General features: G+C 61.7%; 13 protein-coding genes. 3 read left to right on the top strand and 10 right to left on the bottom strand.

What is annotated here, in order from left to right:
* Positions 1 to 2: 2 nt before the first annotated feature.
* Together RQP54_RS15040 and RQP54_RS15035 are read left to right on the top strand one after the other, a co-directional pair.
* Positions 3 to 1391: a hypothetical protein gene (locus tag RQP54_RS15040; RefSeq protein ID WP_315679195.1), complete on the top strand. Its 1389-nt coding sequence runs from the start codon at positions 3 to 5 to the stop codon at positions 1389 to 1391.
* Positions 1392 to 1464: 73 nt separating this feature from the next.
* Positions 1465 to 1821, top strand: a complete 357-nt coding sequence (locus RQP54_RS15035; protein WP_315679194.1) for a carboxymuconolactone decarboxylase family protein — start codon at positions 1465 to 1467, stop codon at positions 1819 to 1821.
* Positions 1822 to 1838: 17 nt separating this feature from the next.
* On the opposite strand, the gene RQP54_RS15030 is transcribed toward RQP54_RS15035, so the two are convergent.
* The 8 genes from RQP54_RS15030 to RQP54_RS14995 form a co-directional block, all read right to left on the bottom strand.
* Positions 1839 to 2111 (bottom strand): cytochrome C oxidase subunit IV family protein, encoded by a 273-nt coding sequence (locus RQP54_RS15030; RefSeq protein WP_315679193.1) that lies wholly within the window; start codon positions 2109 to 2111, stop codon positions 1839 to 1841.
* Positions 2112 to 2120: 9 nt separating this feature from the next.
* Positions 2121 to 2696: a cytochrome c oxidase subunit 3 family protein gene (locus RQP54_RS15025; RefSeq protein WP_315679192.1), complete on the bottom strand. Its 576-nt coding sequence runs from the start codon at positions 2694 to 2696 to the stop codon at positions 2121 to 2123.
* Complete coding sequence (locus RQP54_RS15020; protein WP_315679191.1) at positions 2693 to 3001, bottom strand: hypothetical protein; 309 nt, start codon at positions 2999 to 3001, stop codon at positions 2693 to 2695. The genes RQP54_RS15025 and RQP54_RS15020 overlap by 4 nt, the downstream gene beginning before the upstream one ends.
* 95 nt (positions 3002 to 3096) lie before the next feature.
* Positions 3097 to 3585 (bottom strand): GNAT family N-acetyltransferase, encoded by a 489-nt coding sequence (locus RQP54_RS15015; RefSeq protein WP_315679190.1) that lies wholly within the window; start codon positions 3583 to 3585, stop codon positions 3097 to 3099.
* Positions 3582 to 4916, bottom strand: coding sequence for a phosphoglucosamine mutase (gene glmM / locus RQP54_RS15010; RefSeq protein ID WP_315679189.1), 1335 nt, complete (start codon positions 4914 to 4916; stop codon positions 3582 to 3584). The genes RQP54_RS15015 and glmM overlap by 4 nt, the downstream gene beginning before the upstream one ends.
* A 16-nt stretch (positions 4917 to 4932) precedes the next feature.
* Complete coding sequence (folP, locus tag RQP54_RS15005; protein WP_315679188.1) at positions 4933 to 5811, bottom strand: dihydropteroate synthase; 879 nt, start codon at positions 5809 to 5811, stop codon at positions 4933 to 4935.
* Between the two features lie 65 nt (positions 5812 to 5876).
* Positions 5877 to 7784: an ATP-dependent zinc metalloprotease FtsH gene (ftsH, locus tag RQP54_RS15000; RefSeq protein WP_315679187.1), complete on the bottom strand. Its 1908-nt coding sequence runs from the start codon at positions 7782 to 7784 to the stop codon at positions 5877 to 5879.
* 123 nt (positions 7785 to 7907) lie between these two features.
* Positions 7908 to 8561 carry an RlmE family RNA methyltransferase gene (locus RQP54_RS14995; RefSeq protein WP_315679186.1) on the bottom strand — a complete coding sequence of 218 codons (654 nt, stop codon included), beginning with the start codon at positions 8559 to 8561 and terminating at the stop codon, positions 7908 to 7910.
* 31 nt (positions 8562 to 8592) lie between these two features.
* Between RQP54_RS14995 and RQP54_RS14990 the strand changes: the two genes are divergently transcribed.
* Entirely contained in the window at positions 8593 to 9072 is a 480-nt protein-coding gene (locus RQP54_RS14990; protein ID WP_315679185.1) for a YhbY family RNA-binding protein, read from the top strand.
* Positions 9073 to 9147: 75 nt separating this feature from the next.
* Here RQP54_RS14990 and greA read toward each other — a convergent pair whose 3' ends face one another.
* Together greA and carB are read right to left on the bottom strand one after the other, a co-directional pair.
* Positions 9148 to 9624, bottom strand: a complete 477-nt coding sequence (gene greA, locus RQP54_RS14985; protein WP_315679184.1) for a transcription elongation factor GreA — start codon at positions 9622 to 9624, stop codon at positions 9148 to 9150.
* A 101-nt stretch (positions 9625 to 9725) separates the two neighbouring features.
* A complete protein-coding gene (carB, locus tag RQP54_RS14980) occupies positions 9726 to 13001 on the bottom strand; it encodes a carbamoyl-phosphate synthase large subunit (protein WP_315679183.1) in 3276 nt (1091 codons plus the stop codon).
* Positions 13002 to 13038 lie beyond the last annotated feature (37 nt).

Below are 13038 nucleotides of genomic sequence, written 5' to 3'. Positions count from 1 at the left end.
AGATGACCCACCCCCACCTGGGCCTGACCATGACCGAATCCACCATTGACCTGGCCGACGCCTTGAACCAAGGATGCATCTGCCAAACCCTGCAACCCGAGTTGCTGCAACGCCAATTGGCCAAGGACGCCACCCTGCAGGCGCTGGTTCCGACGTTGCAGCAATCGCATCCGCACCTGTTTTCATCCACCGTTGTCTTTCTGCAGGAACGCGCCTTCCATGCCATGGCCCGCACGGTGCAGGCCATCGAGCGTGTCACCCAACTGCCAGGCTGGCAGACCCAGGTGCTCGGGAATGCCGCCACGGACTGGCCGGACCATGGTCTGGCAGGCGCGTTCATGGGCTACGACTTCCACATCGGCGCGGACGGACCGCAGCTGATCGAAGTCAATACCAATGCCGGGGGCGCCTTCCTGAACGCCGCCCTGGCCCGCGCACAGGCCGCCTGCTGTGCCGAAATGGATGCAGGCTGGACGCCCTACCGTGACATGCGCACGCTGGAAGACGATTTCTTTGCCATGTTCCGCTCCGAGTGGCAACGCCAGCGGGGCGACCTGCCGCTGCGCCAGGTCGCCATCGTCGACGATACGCCTGCCAGCCAGTACCTGGCCCCCGAATTTGCCTTGGCACGCGCCATGTTCGAAAGCCGCGGGGTATCGGCCTGCATTGCCGATGCCACCATGCTGCAATGGCGCGACGGAAGGCTGTGGGATGGCGATCGGGCCATCGATCTGGTCTACAACCGTGTCACCGACTTCGACCTCAGCGACCCGTCCCACACCGCCATGGCATCAGCCTGGCGCAGCGGCGCGGTGGTCCTGACCCCCGACCCGCGCACCTATGCGCTGCGTGCCCGCAAGTCGCACCTGGTGCTGCTGTCGGACGCCAACGCACTGCAAGCTCTCGGCGCAACTGCCGACGACACCGAAACGCTGCTGGCCCACGTACCTCGGTGCCTGGATGTGGATGCCAGCAACGCTGCCGCCCTGTGGGAAGACCGCCGCCACTGGTTCTTCAAACCCCACAGCGGCTTCGGTTCGCGGGCCGTGTACCGCGGCGACAAGCTAACCAAGCGGGTGTGGGAGAGCATTGTCCAGGGCGGCTACATCGCCCAGTCCCTGGTCACACCTGGAACGCGCAGTGTCGCACTGGCGCCGGCCGATGCGCCGCTGAAGTTCGACATCCGGGCCTATACCTACAACGGGCGGGTACAACTGCTGGCCGCACGGATGTACCAAGGGCAAACCACCAACTTTCGTACCCCGGGCGGTGGATTCGCACCGGTCGTCGTGGTGTCGCCCACACATGCCCAGGCGGTGCAGAAAGTATTGGATCAGCTGCACCACTCCAACTGCGCCAACACAGGCTTGGCCTGCAGCACAACGCCCTGACTTCTTGCGCTAAATCAAAGTCGAATCAACGCCCCTCAACGATACTGCCACCTGTATATTTCAGGAGCAGTCCATGAGCACGTTCGACCATACCGCGTTGATCCAAGACATCAACACCCATCTGGCACCGTTTCGCAAGAGCCAGCCCGATGCCATGCAGGGCTTTGCGCAGTTGGCCAAGGCGTCCATGGCCGAAGGCAGCATCAGTGCCAAGCACAAGGAACTCATCGCCCTGGCGATCGGCATCACCCAGCATTGTTCGGGTTGCATCGGCTTCCACGTCAAGGCCTTGGTGCGGCTTGGCTGTACCCGCCAGGAACTCGAAGAGATGCTGACGGTCTGCGTCTACATGGGCGGGGGACCGGCCCTGATGTATACCGCCGAAGCCCTGGCCGCTTTTGATGCCATGTCGCAGCCGACCACGGCCTGAACCCCTCCCGCGGAGGATCAGGCGCGCTGGCCTATCGCATAGGCCAGCAGGATGCCCAAGGTCACCACGACCAACCACCCCAGCAGCAAGCGCTTCCACAAGGCCGGGGCGTGGCCGATTTCCATGAATTCCCACACCACGGTCGCGGCTTTCAGCGCTGCCAGCCCCATCACCAGCAGCACCGGCCACCACTGGCCCACTCCCAGCGCGCCGCGCTCGCCCAGGAACACCGTCACGGCCGTCGCCAGCAGCAGGAACGCGAGCACCCGATCACTGCGTTTCAATGCCATGCAAGACTCCTAACGCAGCACATAGACCAGGGGAAACAGGATGATCCAGAGCAGATCAACCATGTGCCAGAACGCCGCTCCGCTCTCCAGCGCATGGGTGTCGTGCGCGCCATAGTGGCCCTGGCGTGTACGTACCCACAGGATGCCCAGGAACACCATGGCCACCACCACGTGCAGGTAGTGGAACCCCGTGAGCAGGAAGTAGAACATGTAGAAGGTGTTGGTCGACAGGTCGTAGCCGTGGGCGAACTTGTCGGAAAACTCCAGTGACTTGGTCAACAGAAAGCCCGCGCCGCACGCCATGGCCCCCAGCAGCCAGCGCGTGCCTCCCGGTACCGCGTCTTGGCGTACCGCCTGCACACCGCGCGCCACACACCAGCTGCCCAGGATCAGCAACACGGTGTTCAAGGCACCGCTGTGCAAGCTCAAGGTGGATTGGGCGGCATTGAAGCCGGTCACGTCGATGGCCCGTGCCCCCGCATAGCTCAGGAAGAGGATGCCGAAGGCCAGCATTTCGGCACAGATGATGAGCCACACGGCCAGATCCCCGGCCAGCCGGGGCTCGGCTGCAGAATGCCGTGTCATCGGGACTCGTCAGAAGGTGGTGTGAACAGCCAGCGCCGACCGTAACGGAATGCCCAGGCAATGGAGCAGCCCACGAGGGCGGTCATGAAGACCGACCAGTACACCACCGTGGCCCCCATCCACCAGAATTCCATTACCTCAAGGCGTGCCTGCGCCACGCCTGCCGCACGCAATCCGCGGTTGGCCAGAACGCCTGCCAGCGGAATCAACAAGGCCGCAAAGCCGAGAACGGGCATCAGGCGCAACAGAACCCAATCGAGCCCCTGCAGGCGGCGACGCGGTGAAACTTCCACTGAAGCATGCATGCCTGGATTCTAGAAACCAAGACATGCATTGGCAGCCTTCCTGCCGGGCTAATTGCAGTGCGAATTGACCCAGTTCAATTCCGATGAAAGTGCGATCAGAGGTACTTCTGCAAAAACTCGGCGTGCCCCATCGCCGGATCGAGCTGGTAGTTGGCAAACCCCAAGCGTTGGTACAGCTGGTAAGCGGCACGGTTGCCCTGCAGCACTTCAAGGGTCAGCTTGCAGGCGCCACGGCGCCGCGCTTCCTCCTCGATGCAGGCCATCAATGCCTGCCCGACACCGCGACCGCGCGACGATGCCAACACGGCAAAGTCATGGATGTTGACCAAGGGGCGGCACGCGAATGTCGAAAAGCCTTCGAAGCAATTCGCGAACCCGACGGCTGCTCCACCATCGAACGCCAAGACGGAAAAGGCATGGGGCATCGAGGCCAGGGAGCCGACCACATTGGCGCGCGCGTGGGCGCTCAGGGGCTCGCCGCCGCCCATGGGGTCACGGGCGTAGGCGTCGAGCATGGCCACCAGTGCATTCGCATCATCGCTTCGGTGGTAATCCACCAAGCGGACATCCAGCGCAGCACTCATGCGGCCAAGGTATCGGCAATTCGCTGGGCGCAACGGCGCGCCTGGACGGCGTCGCGGGCTTCGACCATGACACGCACCAGGGGCTCGGTGCCGCTGGCACGGATCAGTACCCTGCCTTCGGCACCGAGTTCTGCCTCCACGGCTTGCGTTGCCTCTGCCATGGCTGCATTCGACTTCCAGTCTTGCCCTGGACGCAGACGCACATTGATCAGGGTCTGCGGGAACAGGTTCAGGTCGGCGAGCATGGCGGCCAAGGACTTGCCGTGGCGCAGGCAGGCACTGAGCACCTGCAGGGCCGACACCATGCCATCCCCAGTCGTCTGCTTGTCCAGCACCAGCAGGTGGCCCGACCCCTCTCCCCCGAGCAGCCAGCGCCGCTTGTCCAGCTCTTCCAGGACATATCGGTCCCCCACCTTGGCGCGCACGAAATCCACTCCATCGGCCTTCAGCGCAACCTCTACCGCCATGTTGGTCATCAGGGTGCCCACGGCGCCCGGTACAGATCCAGGCGAGCGGTCCAGACGGTCCTTGACCAGCAGGTACAGGATTTCGTCGCCGTTGAACAGGCGGCCATTCGCGTCAACCAGCTGCAGGCGGTCGGCGTCACCGTCCAGTGCAATGCCATAGTCGGCCCGATGCAACTTGACCGCGTCGACCAGCGCCTTGGGATGCGTGGCGCCGACATCGCGGTTAATGTTCAGTCCGTCGGGGCTGCACCCGATGGGCACCACTTCGGCGCCCAGCTCATGGAACACCTTCGGCGCAACTTGGTAGGCGGCACCATGGGCCGCATCGACCACGATGCGCAGGCCGCGCAGCGACAGGTCGTTCGGAAACGTGCTCTTGCAGAACTCGATGTAACGCCCGGTCGCGTCGTCCAGTCGCCGAGAGCGCCCCAATCGGGCAGACTCCACCCATTCCGGCACCTTTTCGAGCATGGCCTCGACATCCAGCTCCCACTCATCGGGCAGCTTGGTGCCTTGGGCACTGAAGAACTTGATGCCATTGTCGGCAAACGGGTTGTGGCTGGCACTGATCACCACACCCAGAGAAGCACGCTGGGCCCGGGTCAGGTAGGCCACGGCCGGTGTCGGTACCGGCCCCAGCAGGACGACGTCCACCCCCGCCGAATTGAAGCCGCTCTCGAGCGCGCTTTCCAGCATGTAACCGGAGATACGCGTGTCTTTTCCGATCAATACTGTCGGGCGGTCATCGGTGCGCCGCAGCACCTGCCCCACCGCGTGGGCCAGGCGCAGGACGAAATCAGGGGTGATGGGCACCTGGCCCACCGTGCCACGGATGCCGTCGGTGCCGAAATACTTGCGTGACATGTCTTGACTCCTCTTCCTATTCGTTGCTGCAGGCGCCTTGCATGGCACGCCATACCTTGAGGGCCTGCACGGTCTCTTTCACATCGTGTACCCGCACGATGCGGGCGCCACGTTCCACGGCAAGCAGAGCGGCCGCCACGCTGGGAACCATGCGATCCTGCCGATCCAGCATTGCTGCCTGACTCAGCGATGTCTGCGTCACCGCCGCCAGCGACGACTTGCGCGACCACCCCGCCAACACGGCATAGCCGAGATGCAGCAGCTCTTCCTGTCGGGCCAGCAGACGGAAATTCTGTTCCACCGTCTTGCCGAACCCAATCCCCGGGTCGACCACGATGCGTGACAAATCGACACCCAACCCATGCAAATGCTGCGCGTGCAGCTTCAAAAACGATAGCACCTGGGGCACCACATCGCCTTCCATCGGTGCCACCTGCATGGTGGCCGGCTCGCGGTGCATGTGCGTCAGGCAAACGCCGCAGCGACCATGCCGCACAACCACCTCGTCGCCTCGTAACCCGTCCTCCCCCTGCCATCGCAAGGCCCATATGTCGTTGACGATGTCCGCCCCGAGGTCCAACGCCGCCTGCATCACCGCTGGTTTGTAGGTATCGACCGAAACCGGAACACCCAGGGTGACCGCGTGGCGGATCACCGGCACAACGCGTGCCAGTTCCTCTGCGAGTGGTACTGCTTGCGCATTCGGCCGGGTGGACTCACCGCCAATGTCCAGAATGTCAGCCCCTTGGGCCACCAGGTCTTCACAATGCTGAAGGGCCGCAGACGTGCTGGCAAACTGGCCACCATCCGAAAACGAATCCGGCGTCACGTTGACGATACCCATCACACGCGGTTGCGCGAGATCGATGGAAAAACGCGAAGTGGTCCAGATCATGGTGTGGTCGATGGTACAAAGAAAAACGGAGTCCGAAGACTCCGTCATTGGCAATTTGTGAACGATTACGCAACCGTGGGTGTCGGCGTGGGGCCGACCGTCGGTGCGCCACCGCCGCCCGAGTTCGGCGCCTTCAGGACACCGTCCTTGGGTGGTCGCGGATCCTTGCCAGCCATGATGTCATCAAGCTGATCTCCATCGATGGTTTCCCACTCCAGCAACGCCTTGGCCATGGCGTGCATCTTGTCGCTGTGCTCTTCGATCAGGTCACGTGCCAGCTTGTACTGCTCGTCGATGATGCGGCGCACTTCGGCGTCCACCTTCTGCATGGTCTGCTCGCTCATGTGGGTGGTCTTGGTGACGCTGCGCCCCAAAAACACTTCGCCTTCGTTCTCGGCGTATACCATCGGCCCGAGTGCATCGGTCATGCCGTAGCGCATGACCATGTCGCGGGCGATGGACGTTGCGCGCTCGAAGTCGTTGCTGGCACCGGTGGTCATCTGCTTCATGAACACCTCTTCGGCGATACGCCCCCCGAACAGCATGCTGATCTGGTTGAGCATGTAGTCCTTGTCGTAGCTGTAACGATCCTGGGCGGGCAAACTCATGGTCACACCCAGCGCACGGCCACGGGGAATGATGGTGACCTTGTGCACCGGGTCACACTTGGGCAAAAGCTTGCCGATCAGCGCGTGGCCGGCCTCGTGGTAGGCCGTGTTGCGGCGTTCCTCTTCGGGCATGACCATGCTCTTGCGCTCGGGGCCCATGAGGATCTTGTCCTTGGCCTTCTCGAAGTCCTGCATTTCCACCACGCGGGCGTTGCGACGCGCAGCCATCAGGGCGGCTTCGTTGCACAGGTTGGCCAGATCGGCACCGCTCATGCCGGGTGTTCCACGGGCAATCACGCTGGGGCTGACGTCCTGCCCAACCGGAATCTTGCGCATGTGCACGTTCAGGATCTGCTCGCGGCCACGGATGTCCGGCAGGGTCACATAAACCTGGCGATCGAAGCGCCCGGGACGCAGCAAGGCGGCATCGAGAATGTCGGGGCGGTTGGTGGCCGCCACCACGATCACACCCAGATTGGTCTCGAAACCGTCCATCTCGACCAGCATCTGGTTCAGCGTTTGCTCGCGTTCGTCATTGCCACCACCCAGACCCGCGCCGCGCTGGCGACCGACGGCGTCGATTTCGTCGATGAAGATGATGCAAGGCGCGTTTTTCTTGGCGTTCTCGAACATGTCGCGCACACGGCTGGCACCGACACCCACGAACATCTCCACGAAGTCAGAGCCCGAAATGCTGAAGAATGGCACCTTGGCTTCACCGGCAATGGACTTCGCCAGCAGGGTCTTGCCGGTGCCAGGAGGCCCCACCAGCAGCAGACCACGTGGAATGCGGCCGCCGAGCTTCTGGAATTTGCTGGGGTCCTTCAGGAAGTCCACCACCTCCTTTACTTCTTCCTTGGCTTCGTCACATCCGGCAACGTCGGCAAAGGTCACGGGATTGGCGCTTTCATCCAGCAACCGGGCCTTGCTCTTGCCAAAACTGAAAGCGCCGCCTTTGCCACCGCCCTGCATCTGGCGCATGAAATAGATCCACACCCCGATAAGCAACAGCATGGGCCCCCAGCTGACCAGCAGGGTCATGAGCAAAGAGCCTTCTTCGCGCGGCTTGACGTCGAACTTGACGCCGTTGTTGATCAGGTCACCCACCAGACCACGATCCAGATAGGTGGCCGTCGTGCGCACCTTGCGGTCTTCAGTGGTGATGGCCACGATTTCCGTGCCGCCGTTTCCTTCCTGGATCACCGCACTCTTGATGTGCTTGTTGCGCACCTCTTCCAGGAAGTCGGAATACCCGATCGTTCCCGCACTGGAGCCGCCCTGGGGGTCAAACTGCTTGAATACCGTAAACAGTACCAAAGCGACGACCAGCCACACCGCAATTTTCGAAAACCACTGATTGTTCAAGACAAGCTCCAGACAAGACGTAATGACCCACGCACCACGGATATGGTCACCATTTTAGGCCTTTCAAGCTTGACAAACCGGAAATCTGGCGTCCACAGCCATAAGTGGCAAAGGGCTAAACCACTATTTCAGGCCCCAACCGATCAGAAAGGTTTCCGACGATCGGTCTCGCGATGCCTTGGGCTTGTGCACCTTGACGGTCTGAAAGGCTTGCTTGAAGTAGCCAAACACGGTGTTGTAGCCGGGACCATGGAACACCTTGGCCACCAGGGCACCCTGGGGCTTGAGATGTTCCGTGGCAAAGGCCACGGCGAGCTCGATCAGGTGCTCCATCCGCGCCGCGTCGGCGGAGGAAATGCCCGACAGATTGGGCGCCATGTCCGAGACCACGACATCGACCACCTTCCCGTCCAGTGCGGCCTCCAACTGCGCCAGTACAGCATCCTCCCGGAAGTCGCCTTGGATGAAATCTACCCCCTCGATCGGCTCCATGGGCAGGAGATCCAAGCCAACGATCACCCCGTTCAAGGCCCCCACCGCAGCACCCTGGGGCGCCAGCCGGCGCCGCACATACTGGCTCCAGGCACCCGGCGCACAGCCCAGGTCAACCACGGTATCGCCCGGGTGGATCAAGCCGAAAGTTTCATCGATCTCCTTGAGCTTGTAGGCAGCACGCGCCCTGTAGCCATCCTTTTGCGCCTGCTTGACGTAAGGATCGTTGAGGTGATCATGCAACCACGCCTTGTTGACTTTGCCGCTACCCGGTTTGGATTTCATACAGTTTTCCGTGACAAGCCATAATACCCCCATGGCTCAAATACAACTTACCCCTGCCCAGCGCAAGGAACACCGCGCCGAAGCGCACCATCTCGATCCCGTCGTCATGATTGGATCCGATGGGCTCACCGCCAACGTCAAAAAGGAAATCGACGCAGCGCTCAAGGCCCATGGCCTCATCAAGATCCGTGTCTTCAACGACGACCGCGCAGAGCGCGAGCAGATGCTTCAATCCCTCTCGGATGAGCTGGGAGCCGCCCCGATCCAGCACATCGGCAAGCTGCTCGTGCTATGGCGCCCGATCCCCGAGAAAGCCCGCGCCATCGACGAAGACCGCAAGCCCGGCCCGCGGGACGTGAAGGTACTGAAGTTCTCGAAAAAACCCGGCCAGCGTCCCGAAGTCAAGACATTGCGCGTATTGGGCAACCAACGGTTGACCGCCGGTGGCAACATCAAGCGCGCCAAGGTGCGTGCCAACAAGCCCAGCGTCAAGAAGCGCAGCCAAACCTGAAAACCAGGTCTCGTCCCGCGTGGACTGACAACAAAGGGGCCAGCGGCCCCTTTTTTCATGCAGGTTGATTGCGCCTCAGACGTAAGACACTGCAATGATTTCGTAGGTCTTGACTCCACCTGGGGCCTGCACATCGGCGGAATCACCTTCCGACTTCCCGATCAGGGCACGGGCAATGGGGCTGCTGATGTTGACGCGGCCCAGCTTGATGTCGGCTTCATCCTCACCAACGATCTGGTACACCACTTTGTCACCCGACTCCTCATCTTCCAATTCCACGGTGGCGCCAAACACCACGCGTCCGTCGGCCTTGAGGTCGGCTGGATCGATGACCTGGGCAATCGACAACTTGCCTTCGATTTCCTGGATGCGCCCTTCCACGAAGGCTTGGCGATCCTTGGCCGCGTCATAGTCGGCGTTCTCACTCAGGTCGCCCTGGGCACGCGCCTCGGCAATGGCATTGATGACATTGGGACGGTCCTGGGTCTTGAGGCGGTGCAGTTCCGCCTTCAGCAATTCCGCGCCGCGCTTGGTAATGGGAAACGTAGCCACAACTCAACTCCAATGAATACTTGATCCGGTACAAAAGCAAACCGCCGTGCGCACAAGCGCACGGCGGTAATGGAAGCGGATTATGCCGCGAATCAGGCTGACTATGCAGCTAATTGTGCGTGCATTTCCTGCACCGAAATGACATCCAGCTTGTCCATGTACTTCATGCCTTCCACGGCCGCTTCGGCGCCAGCAATGGTGGTATAGGTCGTCACGCGGCCCAGCAAGGCCGATGTGCGGATGTAACGCGAATCGGCAATGGCGTTGCGGCGCTCCTCCACCGTGTTGATGACCATGGCGATTTCCTCGTTCTTGATCATGTCCACGATATTGGGGCGACCTTCGGTGACCTTGTTCACCACGGCACAGGGAATACCCGCTGCGGCAATGGTGGCTGCCGTCCCCTTGGTAGCGATAACCTCGAAGCCCAAGGCGACGAGGCCACGCGCCACTTCCACGGCACGAGCCTTGTCCGTCGGCTTGACCGAGATGAAGGCCTTGCCACCGCGCGGCAGCTTGGCACCCGCACCGAGCTGGGACTTCACGAAAGCCTCCCCGAAGGTCTTGCCCACGCCCATCACTTCACCCGTGGATTTCATCTCGGGGCCAAGGATGGTATCCACACCCGGGAACTTCACGAACGGGAACACCGCCTCCTTGACGCTGAAGTACGGTGGCGTGACTTCCTTGGTGATGCCCTGGCTGGCCAGGCTCTGCCCCGCCATGCAGCGCGCCGCCACCTTGGCCAACTGGACGCCCGTGGCCTTGGAGACGTAGGGCACCGTACGGCTGGCGCGGGGATTCACTTCCAGGACGTAGATGACGTCCTTGCCGTCGATCTGCTGAATGGCAAACTGCACGTTCATGAGGCCCACCACATTCAGCGCGCCGGCCATCGCGGCAGACTGGCGCTTGAGTTCAGACACTGTCTCTGCACGCAGGCTATAGGGAGGCAGTGAGCACGCGGAGTCACCGCTGTGCACGCCCGCTTGCTCGATGTGTTCCATCACACCACCAATAAAGGTGGCTCCCGTGGCGTCGCGAATGCAGTCCACGTCGCACTCGATGGCGTCATTCAGGAAGCGGTCAAGCAACACGGGGCTGTCGTTGCTCACCTTCACGGCTTCGCGCATGTAGCGCTCCAGGTCGCGCTGCTCGTGCACGATTTCCATGGCGCGGCCACCAAGCACGTAGCTTGGGCGCACCACCAAGGGGTAACCCAGTGCAGCAGCCTTCTCCAGAGCCTCGGCTTCGGTGCGGGCCGTGGCGTTGGGTGGCTGGCGCAGACCCAGGTCATGCAGCAACTTCTGGAAACGCTCACGGTCTTCCGCCGCGTCGATCATGTCCGGGCTGGTGCCGATGATGGGCACGCCATTGGCTTCGAGGCCCAGCGCCAGCTTCAGCGGCGTCTGGCCACCGTACTGCACGATCACGCCGACGGGCTTTTCCTTGTCGACGATTTCGAGTACGTCTTCAAGCGTGAGGGGTTCGAAGTACAGGCGATCACTGGTGTCGTAGTCGGTGGACACGGTCTCGGGGTTGCAGTTGACCATGATGGTCTCGTAGCCATCCTCGCGCATGGCGAGTGCCGCGTGTACGCAGCAGTAGTCAAACTCAATACCCTGGCCGATGCGGTTGGGGCCACCGCCGAGCACCATGATCTTCTTCTTGTCGGTGGGCTGGGCTTCGCACTCAGCGCCGTCGGCCTCATAGGTCGAATACATGTAGGCGGTATTGGTGGAGAACTCCGCCGCACAGGTATCGACACGCTTGTAGACCGGGCGCACACCCAGGGCACGGCGCTTTTCGCGCACGGCCTTTTCGGTGGTCTTGAACTGCTTGGCCAGACGGCGGTCGGAGAAGCCCTTTTGCTTTAACGAACGCAGCGTCGCGGCATCGATCTTGTCGAGGGTGGAACCGCTGGCGGGCTGGGGCAAGCGCTCGATTTCGAGCTCGATCTTCACGATCTGCTCGATCTGCACCAGGAACCAGGGGTCGATCTTGGTCAGGGCATGCACTTCGTCCACGCTCATGCCCTGGGCAAAGGCGTCGCCCACGTACCAGATGCGCTCGGGACCGGGCTCGCCCAGTTCCTTCTCCAACACTTCACGGTCCTGGGTCTTTTCATTCATGCCGTCCACGCCGACTTCCAGGCCACGCAAGGCTTTCTGGAACGACTCCTGGAAGGTGCGGCCCATGGCCATCACCTCACCCACGGACTTCATCTGGGTCGTCAGGCGGCTGTCGGCGGTCGGGAACTTCTCGAACGCGAAACGCGGGATCTTGGTCACCACATAGTCGATGCTGGGCTCGAACGAGGCGGGAGTGGCTCCGCCGGTGATGTCGTTCTTCAGTTCATCGAGGGTGAAGCCCACAGCCAGCTTGGCGGCCACCTTGGCGATCGGGAAACCCGTGGCCTTGGACGCCAGCGCAGACGAGCGCGACACACGCGGATTCATCTCGATGACAATCATGCGACCGTCCTTGGGGTTGATGGAGAACTGCACGTTCGAGCCACCGGTATCCACCCCGATCTCGCGCAGCACGGCCAGCGAGGCATTACGCAGGATCTGGTATTCCTTGTCCGTCAGGGTCTGGGCCGGCGCCACGGTGATGGAGTCACCGGTGTGCACACCCATGGGATCCAGGTTCTCGATCGAACAGACGATGATGCAGTTGTCGGCCTTGTCGCGTACCACTTCCATCTCGTACTCTTTCCAACCCACGAGCGATTCTTCGATCAGCAGCTCGTTGGTAGGCGAGGCTTCCAGCCCACGCTTGCAGATGGTTTCGAACTCTTCCGAGTTGTAGGCGATGCCACCGCCGGTGCCCCCGAGCGTGAAGCTGGGGCGAATCACGGTGGGGAATCCGACGCGTTTTTGCACCTCCCAAGCCTCGGCCATGCTGTGGGCGATGCCGGAGCGCGCAGAACCCAGACCGATCTTGGTCATGGCGTCCTTGAACTTCAGGCGATCTTCGGCCTTGTCGATGGCTTCGGGCGTGGCACCAATCAGTTCAACGGCTTTGCCGGTGGTGGAGCCGGTGTACTTGTCCAGTACCCCGTTGTGCCACAGATCCAGCGCGCAGTTCAGCGCGGTCTGACCACCCATGGTCGGCAGGATGGCGTCGGGACGCTCTTTGGCAATGATCTTCTCGACGGTCTGCCAGGTAATCGGCTCGATGTAGGTCACATCGGCCGTGGCCGGGTCGGTCATGATGGTGGCCGGGTTGCTGTTGATCAGAATGACCTTGTAGCCTTCTTCACGCAGGGCCTTGCAGGCCTGCACGCCCGAGTAGTCAAACTCGCACGCCTGCCCGATGACGATGGGGCCGGCGCCGATGATGAGGATGCTTTTGATGTCGGTACGTTTTGGCATTTTCGGTACTCTTTAAATTTCAGATATTTCAGATGCG

Origin of the sequence: Curvibacter sp. APW13 (genome assembly GCF_032337135.1) — a bacterium.
In the GTDB taxonomy this organism is placed as follows: Bacteria; Pseudomonadota; Gammaproteobacteria; order Burkholderiales; family Burkholderiaceae_C; genus Allorhodoferax.
Note: the sequence above shows the minus strand (reverse complement) of the source record. Positions and strands in the feature narration are given on the sequence as shown.